This is a genomic window from Xanthobacter dioxanivorans (genome assembly GCF_016807805.1).
Classification (GTDB): Bacteria; Pseudomonadota; Alphaproteobacteria; order Rhizobiales; family Xanthobacteraceae; genus Xanthobacter; species Xanthobacter dioxanivorans.
Genome location: NZ_CP063362.1, coordinates 3,934,131 through 3,952,491 on the forward strand (window position 1 = coordinate 3,934,131; position 18,361 = coordinate 3,952,491).

Genomic DNA, 18,361 nt, shown 5'->3' on the forward strand with positions numbered 1-18,361 from the left:
GGGCCGGTCCCGCGCGGGGCGCCCTCAGCGCTCCACGAACGCCTTCTCGATCACGTAGTGGCCGGGCGCGGACTGGCTGCCTTCGGTGAAGCCGCGGTCCTCCAGCAGCGCCACCAAGTCCTTGAGCATCTGCGGGCTGCCGCAGAGCATCAGGCGGTCCTCGTCGCGCGAGAGCGGGGGGACGCCGATGTCCGAGAAGAGCTTGCCGGAGGTGATGAGGTCGGTGATGCGGCCCTGGTTGCGGAAGGGCTCGCGCGTCACCGTGGGATAGTAGATCAGCTTGTTGCGGACCTCCTCGCCCAGGAATTCGTGGTTCGGCAGGTCCCTGGTGAGGAACTCGTCATAGGCGAGCTCGGCCACCGTGCGGGTGCCGTGGATGAGAATCACCTTCTCGAATCGCTCATAGGCCTCCGGGTCCTTCACCACCGAGAGGAAGGGCGCGAGGCCGGTGCCGGTGGACAGCAGATAGAGGCGCTTGCCCGGCAGCAGGCTGTCCTGGACCAGCGTGCCGGTGGGCTTGCGGCCGACGAGGATCTTGTCGCCCACCTTCAGGTGCTGGAGGCGGGAGGTGAGCGGGCCGTTCTGCACCTTGATGGAGAAGAACTGCAGGTCCTCCTCGTAATTGGCGCTGGCCATGGAATAGGCCCGCAGCAGCGGCTTCCCGTCCACCTTGAGGCCGATCATCGTGAACTGGCCATTGAGGAAGCGAAGACCGGGGTCCCGGGTGCATCGGAAGGAGAAGAGATTGTCGGTCCAGTGGTGAACGCTGGTGACGGTCTCTTCGTTGAAATTGCTCATGGCGCGACATCCGGTCTCGGCAAGCGGCCGGGAGCGCTGAAGCAGGCGAACGGCCACACAAGGCTTAGGGAAATTCGGGCGGCACCCTACAGGATGATGCCGCAATGCAAAAGTGCGACGGCGTGTCCTCGGGCGCCGGCTTTCGCCCGATGCGAAACCGGGCGGAAGGCGGCTTCGCGCCTCAGGCGATGTCCTCGGCGAGACGGGCCAGATAGGCGCCGTAGGTGGACTTGGAGAGGGCGGCCGCCCGCTCCAGCAGCTGCGCGCGGTCGATGAAGCCGGCGCGGAAGGCCACCTCCTCCGGCGAGGCGATGCGCAGGCCCTGCCGCTTCTCGATGATCTGCACGAACTGCGCCGCCTCCACCAGGGAATCGGGGGTGCCGGTGTCGAGCCACGCAAAGCCGCGCCCCATCAGGGAGACGTGGAGGTCGCCCAGCTCCAGGTAGGCCTTGTTCACGTCGGTGATCTCGATCTCGCCGCGCGGCGAGGGTTTCAGGCCGGCGGCGATGTCGACCACGCGATTGTCGTAGAAATAAAGCCCGGTCACCGCGAGGTTTGACCTCGGCACCTTCGGCTTTTCTTCCAGCGAGAGCACGCGGCCGGCGGCATCCATCTCGACGACGCCGTAGCGCTCGGGGTCCTGCACCGGGTAGCCGAACACGGTCGCTCCGCTTGGCCGCGCCGCGGCCGCGGCGAGAAGCTCGGGCAGGCCGTGGCCGAAGAAGAGGTTGTCGCCCAGCACCAGCGCCACCCGGTCGTCGCCGACGAAGTCGCGCCCGACGATGAAGGCGTCGGCGAGGCCCCGCGGATGCTCCTGCACCGCATAGGTCAGGCGGATGCCGAACTGGCTGCCGTCCTTCAGCAGCGCCTCGAACAAGGCGGCGTCGTGCGGCGTGGTGATGATCAGGATGTCCCGGATGCCCGCCATCATCAGCGTGCACAGGGGGTAATAGATCATCGGCTTGTCGTAGACCGGCAGCAGCTGCTTGGAGACGACGAGGGTGATGGGATGAAGCCGCGTGCCGGAGCCTCCGGCGAGAATGATGCCCTTCACGATGCCTCCACAGGGGATTGCGCCGCCGCCGTCTCGGCAAGGAGCGCGTCCACCACCTCGATCACCCGCCGTTCCCACGGCGCCGCCCTGACGCCGAAGCTGCGCTCGAACAGGTCGCTGGCGAGCGCCGAGTTCTTCGGCCGCCGCGCGGGGGTGGGATAGTCGGCGGTGGTGATGGGCGTCACCCGCGGGCGACGCCCGGTGTGCTTCTCCGCCGCCGCGACGATGGCCGCGGCAAAGCCGTGCCAGGTGGTCGCGCCGGTGCCGGCGAAATGGTAGGTGCCGAAGCGGGCGTCGCCCTTCGCCGCCGCCTCGGCCACGGCGAGAAGCGCCTCGGCGAGGTCCCGCGTCGCGGTGGGGCAGCCGCGCTGGTCGGCGACCACCTTCAGCTCGTCGCGCTCGCCGGCAAGGCGCAGCATGGTCTTCAGGAAGTTGTTGCCGTAGGCGCCGTAGACCCACGAGGTGCGGACGATGACATGGCGCTCGTGCGCGGCGCGGATCGCCGCCTCGCCGGCCGCCTTGGTGCGCCCGTAGACGCCGACCGGGTGCACCGGGTCGGCCTCCACATAGGCGCCCGCCTTGGTGCCGTCGAAGACATAGTCGGTGGAGACATGGATGAGCGGCGTGCCGTAGCGCGCGCAGCGCTCGGCGATGAGGCCGGGGGCGAAGGCGTTGATGCGGGCCGCCCGCTCCGGCTCGCTCTCGGCCTTGTCCACGGCGGTGTAGGCCGCCGCGTTGATGAGGGCGTCCGGGCGCGCCGCCTCGAGCGCGCGGGCCACGGCGACGGGATCGGAGATGTCGAGGGCCGCATGGTCGAGGCCGACGAGGTCGAGGCCGCGCGCGGCGGCGAGCGCCGTCACCTCGCGGCCGAGCTGGCCGGCCGCACCGAAGAGCAGGATGCGCGTCACGATGCCAGCCCCAGCCTTCCGGTTGCCGCGCCGGCAGCTTTGTCGAGGCCCAGCCGCTGGCCCTGGTAGCGCTGGCGCAGGGGCTCCCACCAGGGGCGGTTGTCGAGATACCAGCGCACGGTCTTGGAAAGCCCGGTCTCGAAGGTTTCGCGCGGCGACCAGCCGAGCTCGCCGTTCAGCTTGGCGAAGTCGATGGCGTAGCGCGCATCGTGCCCCGGCCGGTCGGTGACGAAGCGGATGAGCTTTTCGCGCGGGCCGATGGTGGCGTCGGGCACCATCTCGTCGAGCAGGGCGCAGATGGTGCGCACCACGTCGATGTTCCGCCGCTCGCAGGCGCCGCCCACATTGTAGCTCTCGCCCGGCCGGCCCCGCGTGGCGATGAGCACGAGGGCCTCGGCATGGTCCTCCACGAACAGCCAGTCGCGCACGTTCTCGCCGGTGCCGTAGACCGGCAGCTCGGCGCCTTCCAGGGCGTTGAGGGTGACGAGGGGGATGAGCTTCTCTGGGAAGTGGTACGGCCCGTAATTGTTGGAGCAGTTCGACATCACCGCGGGCAGGCCATAGGTGTGGAACCAGGCGCGCACCAGGTGGTCGGACGAGGCCTTGGAGGCGGAGTAGGGGGAGTTCGGCTGGTAGGGCGTGTCCTCGCGGAACAGCCCTTCGGCGCCCAGGCTGCCGAACACCTCGTCGGTGGAGATGTGGTGGAAGCGGAAGGCCGCCTGCTGCGCCGCCGGCAAGGCGCGCCAGTAGCGCAGCGCCTCCTGCAGCATCGTGTAGGTGCCGACCACGTTGGTGGTGATGAAGTTGCCCGGCCCGTCGATGGAGCGGTCCACGTGGGATTCGGCGGCGAGGTGCATCACGAGGTCGGGCCTGAACCCATCGAGCGCCTGCCGCACCGCGCCGGCATCGCAGATGTCCGCCTGCACGAAGCCGTGGTGCGGGTTGCCGGCGACGGGCGCGAGGGACGCGAGGCAGCCGGCATAGGTCAGCTTGTCGAAGGTGAGGACGCTGTGTCCCTCGCCGATCAGGAAGCGCACCACCGCCGAGCCGATGAAGCCCGCACCCCCCGTCACCAGAACCCGCATGCCGTCACGTCCCCTTGAGTCCGCCGCGTCTTGGCCCCGCCGCGTCCGGCGTCACGCCGCCCCATAGACGAAGGGGCTGTCGAAATCCTTGAGCCGGGGCAAAATCCGGTCCTTGTCGGACAGGATCGCGTCGCCGTGGCCGAAGGTCCAGTCGATGGCGATGTCGGGATCGTTCCAGACGATTCCGCGCTCGCTCGCCTTGTCATAGACCGCGTCCACCTTATAGGCGACCCGCGTGTCCGGCGCGAGGGTGCAAAACCCATGCGCGAAACCGTGGGGAATGAAGAGCTGCTCACCGCCGTCCGCGGTCAGCCGCGCGCCCACCCACTGGCCATGGGTGGGCGAGCCCGCCCGCACGTCCACGGCCACGTCGAAGATGGCGCCGGAGAGCACGCGCACGAGCTTCGCCTGGGCGAAGGGCGGCGCCTGCAGGTGCAGGCCGCGCACGGTGCCGGGCAGGGCCGAGAGCGACTCGTTGTCCTGCACGAAGGCGCAGGCGATCCCGTTCGCCGCGTAGAGCGGCTGCACGTAGGTCTCGCAGAAATAGCCGCGGGCATCGCCGTGCCGGCGGGGGGTGGCGAGGATCACATCGGGCAGGGCGAGGGGCGTGAAGACGGTCATGGCGCGCTTCTAGAGCACGCGCCGAACAGATTGCAATGCAATCTGTTCGGATCGCGCTCCAGGACCGATCGACCTTCCGTGTCCGCGTTTTTCTTCGGCCGCCGTCATGGCCGGTGCAGGGAGGGCGCCGGTCGAGCTGAATGTCGATCCGCTCCAGGTCGCCCCGGTCGGCAAACACAATGCGGCGGGCGCACCCTCAGCCGGCGCTGTTTTCACGCCCGACGCTTGAATATGAGAAGCCGATGGCGGCCATTTCGTCGGGCCGGTAGATGTTGCGGAGGTCGACCACGACGGGCCTTGCCATGAGGGCGTGGATGCGCCGGAGGTCGAGGGCGCGGAAGGCGTCCCACTCGGTGACGATGACCAGGGCGTCAGCGCCGTCAGCGGCCTGGTAGGGGCTGTCCACGTAGTCGACGTTGTCGAGCACCAGCCGGGCCTGCTCCACCCCCTCCGGATCGTGGGCCCGGATGCGGGCGCCGGCATCCTGCAGGGCGGTGATGATGGCGATGGAGGGGGCATCGCGCATGTCATCGGTGTTGGGCTTGAAGGTGAGGCCGAGCACGCCCACCGTGCGTCCGCGCACCGATCCGCCGAGCGCGGCGATGACCTTGCGGGCCATGGCGCGCTTGCGCTGGTCGTTCACCGCCACCACCGTCTCGACGATGCGGATGGGGGCGCCGTGGTCCTGGGCGGTCTTGATGAGGGCGAGGGTGTCCTTGGGGAAGCAGGATCCGCCGTAGCCGGGCCCGGCATGCAGGAACTTGGAGCCGATGCGGTTGTCGAGGCCGATGCCGCGGGCGACGTCCTGCACGTTGCCGCCCACCTGCTCGCAGAGGTCGGCGATCTCGTTGATGAAGGTGATCTTGGTGGCGAGGAAGGCGTTGGCCGCATACTTGGTGAGCTCGGCGGTGCGCCGGGTGGTGAACAGCAGCGGGGCCTGGTTGAGGTAGAGCGGCCGGTAGAGCTCGGTCATGACCTGGCGGGCGCGCTCGTCCTCGGAGCCGACCAGGATGCGGTCGGGCCGCTTGAAGTCGGCGATCGCGGCGCCCTCGCGCAGGAATTCCGGGTTCGAGACGACGGCGAATTCGGCGTCGGGCCGGGTCTCGCGGATGATGCGCTCGACCTCGTCGCCGGTTCCCACCGGGACGGTGGACTTGGTGACGACGACGGTATAGCGGCCGATGGCGCCGGCGATGTCGCGGGCGGCCTGGTAGACGTAGGAGAGGTCGGCATGCCCGTCGCCGCGCCGGGAGGGGGTGCCGACGGCGATGAAGACGGCATCGGCCTCGGCGACCGCCTCGGCGAGGGAGGTGGTGAAGAAGAGGCGCTCGGCCTTGACGTTGTTGGCGACGATCTCGGCGAGACCGGGCTCGAAGATGGGGATCTGCCCGGCCTTCAGCGCCTCGATCTTGGCCGCAACGGTATCCACGCACGTGACAATGTGCCCGAAGTCCGCAAAGCAAGCCCCCGACACAAGACCAACATAACCCGCACCGATCATCGCAACGCGCATGGCAGTCCGCCAAATTCACGGCCCGTGGGGGAAGATCTGGACTGGCCGTATGGCGCCGATGCTTAGCCCGATGCCCGGTGAACCGCAATCTCGGCCGGGGGATGAAGTTGTCGCGGCCGGCGGGGCGCGCCGGCGACCTCGGCCGGGGCGCGAGACGTGCTTGTGCCGGCGAAAGTCAGGTGCCGACGCGGGCGCGCCAGAACACGCCGCGGGCGCGGCGCGGGCGCAAACCGGGCTTCAGGTGGCGGTGCCGGGAACGGCGGGGCGCGCGGCCAGCCATTCGGGAATGGCTTCGGGCGCCAGCGGGCGGGCGAAGTAATAGCCCTGCGCCGCGTGACAGCCGAGCGCGTGCAGGAGGCTCACCTGCGCTTCGGTCTCCACGCCCTCCGCCACCACCGTCATGCCCAGGCTGTGGCCGATGCGGATGACCGCGGTGGAAAGGGCCCGCGCGTTCTCGTCCTGCTCGATGGAGAGCATGAAGCTGCGGTCGAGCTTCAGCTCGGCGATGGGCAGGCGGGACAGGGCGCTGAGGCTGGAATAGCCGGTGCCGAAATCATCCATGGCGATGCGCACGCCAAGCGCCTCGATGGCGCGGGCGGCGGCGAACGAGTTCGGATGCTGGTCCATCATCACCCGTTCGGTGATCTCCACCCGCAGATCCGAGGGGTGCAGGCCGTGCTCCTCCAGCGCCTGGGAGATGATGCCGACGATGTCGCCGCTGCGGAAGCTGAGCGGCGAGAGATTGACCGATACGTGTGGAACCGAAACGCCCGCCGCGCGCCAGAGCGTGATCTGACGACAGGCCTCCCCGACGCCCCAGCGGTCGATGCTCTCGATGAGGCCGTATTCTTCCGCCAGCTCGATGAAGCGGGGCGCGGGAATCTCGCCGTGCACCGGATCGCGCCAGCGCGCCAGCGCCTCCACGCCGTGCAGCTCGCCGGTGGTGAGCGAGACCTGCGGCTGGTAGGCGAGGCGCAGCTTGCGGTTCTGGATGGCCTCGCGCAGCGCGACCGAGAGAACCAGCCGGTCCTGCGCCCGCTGGTTCAGGTCCTCGGTGAAGAACTGGAACTTGCCCGGCCCCTTCCGCTTCGCCTCGTGCATGGCGGTGTCGGCGTGCTTCAGCAGCGATTCCGCATCCAGCCCGTGCTCGGCGAACAGGGCGATGCCGATGCTGACCGACATGGTGAGGTGGAGGTCGTGGGCGGCGATGGGAGCCGCCAGGTATTCCAGCAGGCGGCGACAGATGGGATCGGCCTCCTCGCTGCCGCATCCCTGCACCAGCACCACGAACTCGTCGCCGCCGATGCGTCCCACGGTGTCGCCGGCGCGCAGCTGCACCTTGAGGCGGCGCGCCATCTCCACCAGGATCTGGTCGCCGGCCGAATGGCCCAGCGTGTCGTTCACGTCCTTGAAGTGGTCGACGTCGATGAACAGCACCGCCAGCGGCTGCTCCAGGCGGCGCGCGGTGGCGATGGCGACCGACAGGGCCTCGATGAGCTGCGAGCGGTTGGGCAGGCCGGTGAGCGTGTCGATGCTGGCGAGCTGCTCGATGCGGTTCTTGGCCTCGTAACGCTCCAGCGCGAGGGCGCAGAGGTCCGAGCAGGCCGAGACGATGCCTTCGAGCCAGCGGGTGTGCAGATGCTCGCAAATGTAGAAGGCGAACGTCCCCGCCACCTTGCCGCTGCGCAGCTTGATGGGGATCGACCAGCATCCCTTCACATCCGGCGGAAGGGGAAGGTCGCGGTAATCCTCCCAGAGCGGGCTGGTGGCGATATCCTCCACGAACACCGGTTCGCCGCGGAAAATGGCGGTGCCGCAGGAGCCGCACCTGGAGCTGATGGCCAGGCCGTCGATGGCGGCGCTGAAGGCCTCGGGCATGCTCGGGCTCGCGACCACCTTCAACCGGTCGTCGTCGGTCACCGACAGCACCGAGCACCGGATGCCGGGGGCGAGGTGCTCCACCTTCAGGCACAGGAGGTCCATGATGTCGGCGAGCGGGGCGTCGGCGGCGAGGGCGGCGAGCACCTGCCGCTGAAGATCTTCCAGCAGGCGCGTGTGGGTGATGTCGGCGAGGATGGCGACGACGTTTTCGAGGGTTCCGCTCTTCTGATCGACAACGGGCGTGATGGTCGCTGTCACCACGATCTCCTTCCCTGCCTTGTCGTACAAAAGCACATCGTCGGTGAAATCACGCCCGCTGGCGATCCCGTCGTCGATCCGCCGGCGCAGTTCGTGCTGATCGGGGCTCGCCGCCAGAATTGTCCGCAGGTCCCGGCCTTCCAGCTCCTCCGAGCTGTAGCCGAGCAGCTCGCCGAACGCGCGGTTGACGCAGCGGATGCGCAGGTCGGCATCGGTGACCACGACGCCCCGATCGGTCTTCTCCGCCAGGAGATGCAGCGTCTTCAGCCGATCGAGCTGCTGACTCACCGTTGCGGGCTGGGCGCGTACGAAGGCCAGATCACAGTCCTTCCCGTTCAGCTTCGTGCGGACGACGGACATCACCCGCCATGTCATCGCTCCGCCTCGCGGCTCGATGCGCACGTCATAATCCTCCCCCGCCAACAGCCCGCTTCCGGCGCCCGGCGCCGGCCCGGGATATAGGAAGGCCGGCAGTTGGCGGGCGTCTCTGCCGACCACTTCCTCGCGCGAGCGGCCCCAGATCTCCTCCGCGGCCGCATTGCAGAAGGCAATCCGGTGATCCTCGTCCACCAGGACCATCGCGTTCGTGGCATGGCTCGTCACGGCCGAGGGAAGATTGGCGATGATCCTTCCCATGCTGAGGCTCCACGCCACGGTGGCACAAAAGATGACCCACGACACGGGTTGCGAAGGCACGCCCCTCGCGCCACCCCGTTCAGATTTCCAACTTGCAGCCCAGATTACCGGCTAAGTGGAACATGTATAGAAGGATCGGGCAAATCAGTTAACCCTCGTGGCCGCACCCGAACTTAAAAGTCGCGCGGCGCGACGTCTTCGCCAAAGGGTTGTGATTGCGGGTGCGGGGCGCCCGGTGCCGAAATGCCCAGCGCACCCTCGGGCGCCCCCTTGGCCATGTCCTGGCTAACGTTCCGCCGACCTCGTCGCCGCGCCCGGCGGATCCGCCCGGACGGCGGGCTGCGCCGCGGTTCTGGCCTCGGAAGTCGCAAGCGAGCGCCGCAAGGGAGGCGCGCCGCGCCGCCCGGCGGCTGGTGGGTCAGTACAGTCCGCCGGTGCCGGCGCGGACGGCGCGATCGGGCTCGCCGGCGGGCGCCGCGGGGTCGCCGTTCGAATAGCCCACCACCGAATAGCCGTCCGGCGGCGCCGTGCCGGGCTTGAACGCCTCGAGGATGGTGCCGTCGCCGGGGCCGGAGCGCTGCCCGCTCCTGCGGTCGATGCGCACCAGCTTGATACCGGCGGGGACGCGGAACGGGATGGCGGGGCGGTCGGCGATGGCCACCTTCATGAAGTCGCGCACCACGGGGGCGGAAAGCAGGCCGCCGGTGGAGCCCTTGCCCATGGGCTTGGGCTTGTCGTAGCCGAGATAGACACCCACCACGATCTCCGGCGTGAAGCCGATGAACCAGGCGTCCTTCTCGTCGTTGGTGGTGCCGGTCTTGCCGGCGATGGGCTTGCCCAGCTCCTTGAGCGCGGTGCCCGTGCCGCGCTGCACCACGCCCTCCATCATGGAGGTGATCTGGTAGGCGGTCATGGGGTCGAGCACCACCGGGCGGCGGTCGATGAGGGTGGGCTCGGCCTGGCTTTCCCACTTGGTCGCCTCGCAGCCGCGGCATTCGCGCTCGTCGTGGCGGTAGATGGTGTGGCCGTAGCGGTCCTGGATGCGGTCGATGAGGGAGGGGATGACCTTGCGTCCGCCATTGGCGATCATGGCGTAGGCGCCGGTCATGCGCATCAGCGTGGTCTCGCCGGCGCCGAGGGCGAAGGAGAGCAGCGGCGGCATGTCGTCATAGATGCCGAAGCGCTTGGCGTACTCGGCGACGATGGGCATGCCCACGTCGTTGGCGAGGCGCACGGTCATCACGTTGCGCGACTGCTCCAGGCCGAAGCGCAGGGTCTGCGGGCCGTAGAACTTGCCGGAATAGTTCTCCGGCCGCCACGTCGCCTGGCCCTGCTGCTCCAGCTCGAACGGGGCATCCATGACGATGGTGGAGGGGGTGTAGCCGTTGTCCAAGGCGGTGGAATAGACGAACGGCTTGAACGAGGAGCCGGGCTGGCGCATGGCCTGGGTCGCCCGGTTGAACTGGCTCTCGTCGAAGGAGAAGCCGCCGGACAAGGCGAGGACGCGGCCGGTGGTGGGCTCCATCACCACCATCGCGCCTTCCACGCCGGGCGGCTGGCGCAGGCGGAACTGGCCGGCGCGGTCGGCGAGGGGCTCCACATAGACCACGTCGCCGGCACGCAGGAACTGCGGCAGCGGGCGGCGCGTCCACTTGGCGCCGTCGGCGGGGATCAGGCCCACCTCGCGATCGGTGGAGCGGGCGCCGGACTTGCCGCGGAGCGGCTGGAGGCCGATGCGGGCATTGTCCTTGTTCACGTCCAGCACCACGGCGAGGCGCCAGGGAATGTCGCCGAGCTCCTTCACCTCGCCGAGCTTGACGCCCCAGTCCTCGCCGGCGATCTCGATGTGGGTCACGGGCTTGCGCCAGCCGCGCTCCTCGTCATAGCGCACGAGGCCGTCGGTCAGGGTCTTCTTGGCCAGGGCCTGGAGCTTGGGGTCGAGCGGCGTGCGCACCGAGAGGCCGCCCGCATAGAGCTTGCCTTCGCCGTAGCGCTCGTAGATCTGCCGGCGGACCTCCTCGGCGTAATATTCGGCCGCGAAGATCTGCGCGCCGGAGGGGCGGGGGGTCACCTCGATGGCGGTCTTCTTGGCGACCTCGCCCCCCTGCGGGGTGACGAAGCCGTTCTCCACCATGCGGTCGATGACCCAGTTGCGGCGATCGGTGGCGCGGGCGCGCTCGCGGAACGGGTTGTAGTTGGACGGCGCCTTGGGCAGGGCCGCGAGGTAGGCCGCCTCCTGCACGTTCAGCTCGTCCACCGACTTGTCGAAATAGACGAGGGCGGCGGCGGCGATGCCGTAGGCGCCCATGCCGAGATAGATCTCGTTGAGATAGAGCTCGAGGATGCGGTCCTTGGAATAGGCGCGCTCGATGCGCAGGGCCAGCAGCGCTTCCTTGATCTTGCGGTCGAGGCTGCGCTCGTTGGTGAGCAGGAAGTTCTTCGCCACCTGCTGGGTGATGGTGGACGCCCCCTGGGTGCGGACGTTCTTGCCGTAGTTCTGGATGAACACGGACGCGGCGCGGATGATGCCCGTGGGGTCGACGCCGCCGTGCTCGTAGAAATTCTTGTCCTCGGCCGAGAGGAAGGCCTCGATGACCAGCTTGGGCACCGACTGGATGGGGATGTAGAGGCGGCGCTCCTTGGCGTACTCGGCCACCAGCGCCCCGTCGGCCGCGTGCACGCGGGTCATCACCGGCGGCTCGTAGTTCTGCAGCTGGGAGTAGTCCGGCAGGTCCTGGGAATATTTCCAGACGAAGTAGGTCGCACCCGCGGCGCCGGCGAGCAGCACCACCGTTCCGAGCGCGAAGAGAAAGCCCAGAAACCTCAGAATCAGCCGCATCTCGCCGGTTCCCTCCTCATGCGCCCATCCCCGCGCCCGCCTGCCGCGCCCTGAAGGCACGCCATAGCGTGTCTTCGCCGGCCTGCGAAGGGCTCACATTGCGGAAGGCCGGAGCCGATGGCAACCGGCGTTCACGTGTGCGCGAGTCCGCCAGTCGATGGCCGGCGGAACGTCCCAGCCTATGAGGGGCAAACGTGGCCGCTTCGCGACGGGGCCGCAGATGGCCGAAACGCCGCCGGCGGCGCGCGACCCACCGGCGCGGCAGCGCTTACACCGGCTTCAGCAGCACGTGCTTCTTCCGCCCCAGCGAGAGCTTGATGACGCCCTCGGGGGTCAGGTCGCGCAGGGTCAGGAGGGCTTTCTCGTCCGTCACGGTCGCGTCGTTCACCTTGAGGCCGCCGCCCTTGATCTGGCGCCGCGCCTCGCTGGTGGAGGCGACGAGGCCGGCTTCGACGAAGGCGTTGGCGATGGGAAGGCCGGCCTCGAATCGGTCCCGCGGCAGCTCGATGGTGGGCAGGTCGACGGCCAGCGCGCCTTCGGCGAAGGTGGTGCGGGCGGTCTCCCGCGCCTTCTCCGCCGCCCCGCGGCCGTGCAGCAGCGCCGTCGCCTCGGTGGCGAGCACCTCCTTGGCGTGGTTGATCTCCTGGCCGGCCAAAGCGGCGAGGTGGGCGATCTCGTCGAGCGGCAGCTCGGTGAACAGCTTCAGGAAGCGCTCCACGTCCGCGTCGCCGGCATTGCGCCAGTACTGCCAGTACTCGTAGGGGGAGAGCAGCTCCGCATCGAGCCACACCGCGCCGCCCGCCGTCTTGCCCATCTTGGCGCCGGAGGAGGTGGTGAGCAGCGGCGTGGTCAGGGCGAACAGGTCCGCCCCGTGCATGCGGCGGCCGAGCTCCATGCCGTTGACGATGTTGCCCCACTGGTCCGAGCCGCCCATCTGCAGGATGCAGCCGTGGCGCCGGTTCAGCTCCACGAAGTCGTAGGCCTGCAGGATCATGTAGTTGAATTCGAGGAAGGTGAGCGGCTGCTCGCGCTCCAGGCGCAGCTTCACCGAATCGAAGGTGAGCATGCGGTTGATGGTGAAATGCGGCCCCACCTCGCGCAGGAGCGGAATGTATTTCAGCTCGTCGAGCCAGGCCGCATTGTTCTCCATGATGGCGCAATTGTCCGCCGCTTGCCCCTCGTCAAGCAGGGTCGTGCGTTCCTGAAAGGCGTCAAAACCCTGCTTGGACTTCTCGAAGTCGAGGAAGCGGGCGAACACCTTGCGGATGGAGGCGATGTTGTCCGCAATCTGCTGGTCGGTCAGCATCTTGCGCGCCTCGTCCTTGCCGGACGGATCGCCGATCTTGGTGGTGCCGCCGCCCATGAGCGCGATGGGCCGGTGCCCGGTGCGCTGGAGGGTGCGCAGCATCATGATGGACAGCAAATGCCCGGCATGCAGGCTCGATGCGGTGGCGTCGAAGCCGATATAGGCGGTGATCGGTCCTTCCGCTGCCTTGGCGTCGAGGCGCTCGAGGTCCGAGCACTGGTGGATGTAGCCGCGCTCTTCGAGCGTGCGCATGAATTCGGAGCGGAAGGCGGGAGTGGTCATCGCAATTCTGTTCGCAAGTGTGTTGGCACGCCGGAAAGGAGCGGTGGTGTATCAGGTCCGGCGCGAGATTGCATGGGGCGAGATGGAAGCGGGGAGGCGGGATGCGCGTCGTGGGGTTGATGAGCGGCACGTCCATGGACGGCATCGACGCCGCCTTGATCGAGACGGACGGGGACGAGGTGTTCTGGCTCGGCCCCGCCGTCACCCGGCCGTATGACGCGGCGACCCGCGCGCTGCTGGTGGCGGCCATGGCCGATGCGCGCGGCGTCAATGCCCGCACCGACCGGCCCGGCGTGCTGGGCGCGGCCGAGATCCGCATCACCGACCTCCACGCCGAGGCGGTGCGGGCACTGCTGGAGCCGCTGCGCCTCACGCTTTCGGACATCGACCTCGTGGGCTTTCACGGCCAGACGGTGATCCACCGCCCCGATGCGCGCCTCACCGTCCAGATCGGCGCGGGGGAGCGGCTGGCGAAGAGCCTCGGCGTGCCGGTGATGGCGGATTTCCGCGCGGCGGACGTGGCCGCCGGAGGCGAGGGGGCGCCGCTGGTGCCGGTGTTCCACCAGGCCCTGGCGCGGCGCCTCGCGCTGCCCCGGCCGGTGGCGGTGCTGAACGTGGGCGGCGTCGCCAACGTCACCGTGCTGGACGGTGCCGTCCCGCCCATCGCCTGCGACACCGGGCCGGGCAATGCGCTGATCGACGACTTCCTCTTCGCCCGCACCAAGGTGCCCTATGACGCGGACGGCCGCGCCGCGGCGCGGGGGACGGTGGACGAGGCCTGGGTCGGCGAGGTGCTGGCCCATCCCTTCTTCTCCCGGCCGGCCCCCAAGTCTCTCGACCGCAACGACTTCCGTGCCTTCGTGACGGGGCGTGGCGGGCTCGACGGCCTGTCGCTGGAGGATGGCGCGGCGACGCTGACGGCGCTGACGGCGGCTTCGGTGGCCACCTTCGCCGCGCATCTCGCGCGCCCGCCGGCAAGCTGGATCGTGGCCGGCGGCGGGGCGCGCAACCCGACGCTGCTGGCCATGCTCACCGCCCGGCTCGGCGCCGACGTGCGCACGGCCGATGCCGTCGGCTGGTCCGCCGACGCGCTGGAGGCGCACGCCTTCGGCTATCTGGCGGCGCGGGCGCTGAAGGGGCTGCCGCTGACCTTTCCCACCACCACCGGCGTGGCGGCGCCGATGACCGGGGGCGTGCTGTTCCGGCCAAAATGAAAACGGCGCGCCGCAGGGGCGCGCCGTCTTGGTTGCGATGCCGATCGCCTCAGGCGGCGCTGGGCTTGCGGGTGCCGGGCAGGCGCTTGTCGAGGTAGGTGCCCACCACGCCCATGAGATCCTCGGTCTTGCCGTCGAAGAAGTGGTTGGCACCGGCCACCACCTGCTGCTCGATGACGATGCCCTTCTGCGTCTTCAGCTTTTCCACCAGGGTCTGCACCGCCGAGGTGGGAACCACCGCGTCCTTGTCGCCATGGACGAACAGGCCGGACGAGGGGCAGGGGGCGAGGAAGGAGAAGTCGTAGAGGTTCGCCGGCGCGGCGATGGAGATGAAGCCCTCCACCTCCGGGCGGCGCATCAGCAGCTGCATGCCGATCCAGGCGCCGAAGGAGAAGCCGGCGATCCAGCACGCCCGCGCGTCCGGGTTCACCGACTGCGCCCAGTCGAGCGCGGCGGCGGCGTCCGAAAGCTCGCCCTGGCCGTGGTCGAAGGACCCCTGGGAGCGCCCGACGCCGCGGAAGTTGAAGCGCAGGACGGAGAAGCCGCGGTTCGCGAACTGGTAGTAGAGATTATACACCACCGGATTGTTCATCGTGCCGCCGAACTGCGGGTGCGGATGAAGAATGATGGCAATGGGCGCATTGCGGGTCTTGGCGGGCTGGTAACGGCCTTCGAGCCGTCCCTTTTCGCCGGGGAAGATCACTTCTGGCATGGAAGTTTTGCAACCTCTGGGTAGCAATGACGCGCGGGACGGATATCGACCCGAAACAACCCGGTCGAGGACCGCGCATTTCAGAAAGTGCATCCGCGAGCATCACCGTAGCGACTTGACGACGATCGGGTAATGCTTGACTTACAGACAGGAACGACCTATCAGTTTAGAATAATTCTAAACCGTTCCCGCCGGCTGCGCAAACCGTAGGGCGCTGCAATGCGGGTTCGGGTGAAGTTTGACCTATGACCGAGATTGCCGGCAATTGCAAGTCTGGCGCGGGGTCCGGGCGCGTTGCGCGCGAAGGGCCGGGAGGCGAAGATGAGCGCGGGCGGCACCTTTGGGTCGCACCATCCGGGCGGTTCGGCTGAAGCGGCGCAGGCGCCCTCGGCCGCCGCGTCGGCGCGGCGCGTCTATCTCGATCACAATGCCACGAGCCCGCTGCGGCCGCAGGCGCGCGCCGCCGTGGTCGCGGCCCTCGATGCCGGCGGCAACGCGTCGTCGGTCCATGCCGACGGCCGCGCCGCGCGGGCGCGCATGGAGACGGCGCGGGCCGAGGTGGCTCGTCTCGTCGGTGCCTCGCCCCGCGGCATCGTGTTCACCTCCGGCGCCACCGAGGCGGCCGCCCTGGCGCTCAGCCCCGCAGTGGAGATCGATGGTCGGCCGAAGCCTTGCGATGTGCTGCTCGTGAGCGCGGTGGAGCATCCCGCGGTGCTGCGCGGCCACCGCTTCCCCGCCGGCGCGGCGGAGGTTCTCCCGGTGGATCCGCAGGGGCGGCTGTCCCTCGACGCGCTGGCCGAGGCGCTGGCCCGCCATGCGGGCGCGGGGCGCCGGGCGATGCTGGCCCTGATGGCGGCCAACAACGAGACCGGTGTCGTCCAGCCGGTGGCCGAGGCGGCGCGCCTGGTCCACGATCACGACGGCGTGGTCTTCTGCGATGCGGTGCAGGCGGCGGGGCGCCTGCCGCTCGACATGGCCGCGCTCGGCGCGGATTTCCTCGTCCTGTCCGCCCACAAGCTCGGCGGTCCGCAGGGCGCCGGAGCGCTGGTGGCGGGCGGGCCGGACCATCGCGTGCCGGCGCTGCTCGCTGGCGGCGGGCAGGAGCGCGGCCGCCGGGCCGGCACCGAGAACGGCCCCGCCATCGCCGGCTTCGGCGCCGCCGCGATCGCCGCGCGGACGGGGCTGGCGGCGGAAGCGCCGCGGCTGACCGGGCTGCGCGACGCGCTGGAGCGCGGGGTGCGCGCCGTCCTGCCCGACGCGGAGGTGATCGGGTCCGGCGCGGAGCGGCTGCCCAATACCAGCACGCTGGCCTTTCCCGGAATTCGGGCCGAGACACTGGTGATCGCGCTCGACCTTTCCCACGTTAGTGTCAGTGCGGGTTCCGCCTGCTCTTCCGGGAAGGTCGGCGTTTCCCATGTGCTCGCCGCCATGGGCCTGCCGGCGGACACGGCGGCCGGTGCCATCAGGCTGTCACTCGGCTGGTCCAGCACCGCGCAGGATGTGGACGAGGCGGTGGCGGCCTTGCAAAAGGTCGTGTCGCACCTGAGAAGCCGCGCGTCACGCGCGGCGTAGAAACAGGAACTTCTGAAGCCGCGCGTCACCCGCGGCGTTTGGAGCAAGGATTTTCGAAGCCGTGCGTCACGCGCGGCGTGAGGATCGAAGACGTGGACTTGACCCGCGGGCCTTGACCCCGCGCGGGAGAGGAGATGAGAAGATGCCTGCGGTTCAGGAAACGGTCGAACGCGTCCGCGCGATCGACGTGGACCAGTACAAGTACGGGTTCGTCACCGACATCGAGAGCGAGAAGGCCCCCAAGGGCCTATCCGAAGATACCGTCCGCTATATCTCCGCCCGCAAGAACGAGCCCGAATGGATGCTCGCATGGCGGCTCGACGCCTATCGGCGCTGGCTGACCATGGAAGAGCCCACCTGGGCGCGGGTGAGCTATCCGACCATCGATTTCCAGGACTATTATTACTACTCCGCGCCCAAGGCGGCGCCGAAGTCCATCGACGAGATCGATCCCGAGATCCTGAAGACCTACGAGAAGCTCGGCATCCCGCTGCGCGAGCGCGACGCGCTGCTCGGCATCGAGGGGGCCTCCGGCTCGCGGGTGGCGGTGGACGCGGTGTTCGACAGCGTGTCGGTGGCTACCACCTTCAAGGCGGAGCTGGCCAAGGCGGGCGTGATCTTCATGCCCATCTCGGAAGCCATCCGCGAGCATCCCGAGCTGGTGAAGCAGTATCTGGGCTCCGTGGTGCCGGTGTCGGACAATTTCTACGCCACGCTCAACACGGCGGTGTTCTCCGACGGCTCGTTCGTCTACGTGCCGAAGGGGGTGCGCTGCCCCATGGAGCTCTCCACCTACTTCCGCATCAACGAGCGCAACACCGGCCAGTTCGAGCGCACCCTCATCATCGCCGACGAGGGATCCTACGTGAGCTACCTGGAAGGCTGCACCGCCCCCCAGCGCGACGAGAACCAGCTGCACGCCGCCGTGGTCGAGCTGGTGGCGCTGAAGGATGCGGAGATCAAGTATTCCACCGTCCAGAACTGGTATCCCGGCGACAAGGACGGCAAGGGCGGCATCTACAATTTCGTCACCAAGCGCGGCGATTGCCGGGGCGACAATTCCAAGATCTCGTGGACGCAGGTCGAGACCGGATCGGCCATCACCTGGAAGTATCCGAGCTGCATCCTGCGCGGCGACAATTCCCAGGGCGAGTTCTATTCCATCGCCATCTCGAACGGCCACCAGCAGGTGGATTCGGGCACCAAGATGATCCATCTCGGCAAGAACACGTCGAGCCGCATCATCTCCAAGGGCATCGCCGCGGGCCATTCGGACAACACCTATCGCGGGCTGGTCTCGGCCCACCGCAAGGCGACGGGCGCGCGCAACTTCACCAACTGCGACTCTCTGCTCATCGGCAACAATTGCGGCGCCCATACCGTGCCGTACATGGAGGCGAAGAACGCCTCGGCCCAGTTCGAGCACGAGGCGACCACCTCCAAGATCTCCGAGGACCAGATGTTCTACTGCCTCCAGCGCGGCCTCGGCCCGGAGGAGGCGGTGGCCCTCATCGTCAACGGCTTCGTGCGCGACGTGCTCCAGCAGCTGCCCATGGAGTTCGCGGTGGAGGCGCAGAAGCTGATCGCGGTGAGCCTGGAAGGGAGCGTGGGGTGAGCGGCGGCGCCGCTTTCCGGCCTTCCCGGTCGCGTTTTCCCGCCCGTTATGGCCGGCCTTGAGCCGG

13 protein-coding genes are annotated in these 18,361 nt (G+C 68.8%); 3 read left to right on the forward strand and 10 right to left on the reverse strand.

All coding sequences use genetic code 11. From position 1 onward, the window contains the following. Positions 1–24: 24 nt before the first annotated feature. The 9 genes from EZH22_RS18380 to tyrS all read right to left on the reverse strand — a co-directional run bounded on the left by EZH22_RS18380 (position 25) and on the right by tyrS (position 13,181). Entirely contained in the window at positions 25–798 is a 774-nt protein-coding gene (locus EZH22_RS18380; protein WP_203191946.1) for a ferredoxin--NADP reductase, read from the reverse strand. Positions 799–979: 181 nt separating this feature from the next. Next, positions 980–1,852, reverse strand: a complete 873-nt coding sequence (gene rfbA / locus EZH22_RS18385; protein ID WP_203191947.1) for a glucose-1-phosphate thymidylyltransferase RfbA — start codon at positions 1,850–1,852, stop codon at positions 980–982. Continuing rightward, a complete protein-coding gene (rfbD, locus tag EZH22_RS18390) occupies positions 1,849–2,760 on the reverse strand; it encodes a dTDP-4-dehydrorhamnose reductase (protein ID WP_203191948.1) in 912 nt (303 codons plus the stop codon). The genes rfbA and rfbD overlap by 4 nt, the downstream gene beginning before the upstream one ends. After that, positions 2,757–3,845 (reverse strand): dTDP-glucose 4,6-dehydratase, encoded by a 1,089-nt coding sequence (gene rfbB / locus EZH22_RS18395; RefSeq protein ID WP_203191949.1) that lies wholly within the window; start codon positions 3,843–3,845, stop codon positions 2,757–2,759. The genes rfbD and rfbB overlap by 4 nt, the downstream gene beginning before the upstream one ends. A gap of 51 nt (positions 3,846–3,896) precedes the next feature. Next, the gene (gene rfbC / locus EZH22_RS18400) at positions 3,897–4,466 is read right to left on the reverse strand and encodes a dTDP-4-dehydrorhamnose 3,5-epimerase (protein WP_203191950.1); all 570 of its coding nucleotides are present in this window, start codon (positions 4,464–4,466) and stop codon (positions 3,897–3,899) included. 196 nt (positions 4,467–4,662) lie between these two features. Next, positions 4,663–5,979, reverse strand: coding sequence for a UDP-glucose dehydrogenase family protein (locus EZH22_RS18405; protein WP_203191951.1), 1,317 nt, complete (start codon positions 5,977–5,979; stop codon positions 4,663–4,665). Between the two features lie 237 nt (positions 5,980–6,216). Next, positions 6,217–8,754 (reverse strand): EAL domain-containing protein, encoded by a 2,538-nt coding sequence (locus tag EZH22_RS18410; protein WP_203191952.1) that lies wholly within the window; start codon positions 8,752–8,754, stop codon positions 6,217–6,219. 418 nt (positions 8,755–9,172) lie between these two features. Further along, positions 9,173–11,593, reverse strand: a complete 2,421-nt coding sequence (locus EZH22_RS18415; RefSeq protein WP_203191953.1) for a penicillin-binding protein 1A — start codon at positions 11,591–11,593, stop codon at positions 9,173–9,175. Between the two features lie 268 nt (positions 11,594–11,861). Next, positions 11,862–13,181, reverse strand: a complete 1,320-nt coding sequence (gene tyrS / locus EZH22_RS18420; RefSeq protein WP_203191954.1) for a tyrosine--tRNA ligase — start codon at positions 13,179–13,181, stop codon at positions 11,862–11,864. Positions 13,182–13,282: 101 nt separating this feature from the next. Here tyrS and EZH22_RS18425 point away from each other — a divergent pair, with 101 nt between their 5' ends. Next, entirely contained in the window at positions 13,283–14,395 is a 1,113-nt protein-coding gene (locus EZH22_RS18425) for an anhydro-N-acetylmuramic acid kinase (protein ID WP_203191955.1), read from the forward strand. Positions 14,396–14,444: 49 nt separating this feature from the next. Here the strand turns inward: EZH22_RS18425 and EZH22_RS18430 are convergent, their stop codons facing one another. Then, the gene (locus tag EZH22_RS18430) at positions 14,445–15,107 is read right to left on the reverse strand and encodes an alpha/beta hydrolase (protein ID WP_203191956.1); all 663 of its coding nucleotides are present in this window, start codon (positions 15,105–15,107) and stop codon (positions 14,445–14,447) included. A 321-nt stretch (positions 15,108–15,428) separates the two neighbouring features. Between EZH22_RS18430 and EZH22_RS18435 the strand changes: the two genes are divergently transcribed. Further along, the gene (locus tag EZH22_RS18435; RefSeq protein ID WP_203191957.1) at positions 15,429–16,679 is read left to right on the forward strand and encodes a cysteine desulfurase family protein; all 1,251 of its coding nucleotides are present in this window, start codon (positions 15,429–15,431) and stop codon (positions 16,677–16,679) included. 142 nt (positions 16,680–16,821) lie between these two features. Beyond that, positions 16,822–18,294: a Fe-S cluster assembly protein SufB gene (gene sufB / locus EZH22_RS18440; RefSeq protein WP_203191958.1), complete on the forward strand. Its 1,473-nt coding sequence runs from the start codon at positions 16,822–16,824 to the stop codon at positions 18,292–18,294. The last annotated feature ends 67 nt before the right edge of the window (positions 18,295–18,361 follow it).

What these genes read in the sequence shown, in the direction of transcription:
- EZH22_RS18380 (WP_203191946.1), bottom strand. Translation starts at nt 798, where the DNA reads ATGAGCAATTTCAACGAAGAGACCGTCACCAGCGTTCACCACTGGACC.
- rfbB (WP_203191949.1), bottom strand. Translation starts at nt 3,845, where the DNA reads ATGCGGGTTCTGGTGACGGGGGGTGCGGGCTTCATCGGCTCGGCGGTG.
- rfbC (WP_203191950.1), bottom strand. Translation starts at nt 4,466, where the DNA reads ATGACCGTCTTCACGCCCCTCGCCCTGCCCGATGTGATCCTCGCCACC.
- EZH22_RS18405 (WP_203191951.1), bottom strand. Translation starts at nt 5,979, where the DNA reads ATGCGCGTTGCGATGATCGGTGCGGGTTATGTTGGTCTTGTGTCGGGG.
- EZH22_RS18410 (WP_203191952.1), bottom strand. Translation starts at nt 8,754, where the DNA reads ATGGGAAGGATCATCGCCAATCTTCCCTCGGCCGTGACGAGCCATGCC.
- EZH22_RS18415 (WP_203191953.1), bottom strand. Translation starts at nt 11,593, where the DNA reads ATGCGGCTGATTCTGAGGTTTCTGGGCTTTCTCTTCGCGCTCGGAACG.
- tyrS (WP_203191954.1), bottom strand. Translation starts at nt 13,181, where the DNA reads ATGACCACTCCCGCCTTCCGCTCCGAATTCATGCGCACGCTCGAAGAG.
- EZH22_RS18425 (WP_203191955.1), top strand. Translation starts at nt 13,283, where the DNA reads ATGCGCGTCGTGGGGTTGATGAGCGGCACGTCCATGGACGGCATCGAC.
- EZH22_RS18430 (WP_203191956.1), bottom strand. Translation starts at nt 15,107, where the DNA reads ATGCCAGAAGTGATCTTCCCCGGCGAAAAGGGACGGCTCGAAGGCCGT.
- EZH22_RS18435 (WP_203191957.1), top strand. Translation starts at nt 15,429, where the DNA reads ATGAGCGCGGGCGGCACCTTTGGGTCGCACCATCCGGGCGGTTCGGCT.
- sufB (WP_203191958.1), top strand. Translation starts at nt 16,822, where the DNA reads ATGCCTGCGGTTCAGGAAACGGTCGAACGCGTCCGCGCGATCGACGTG.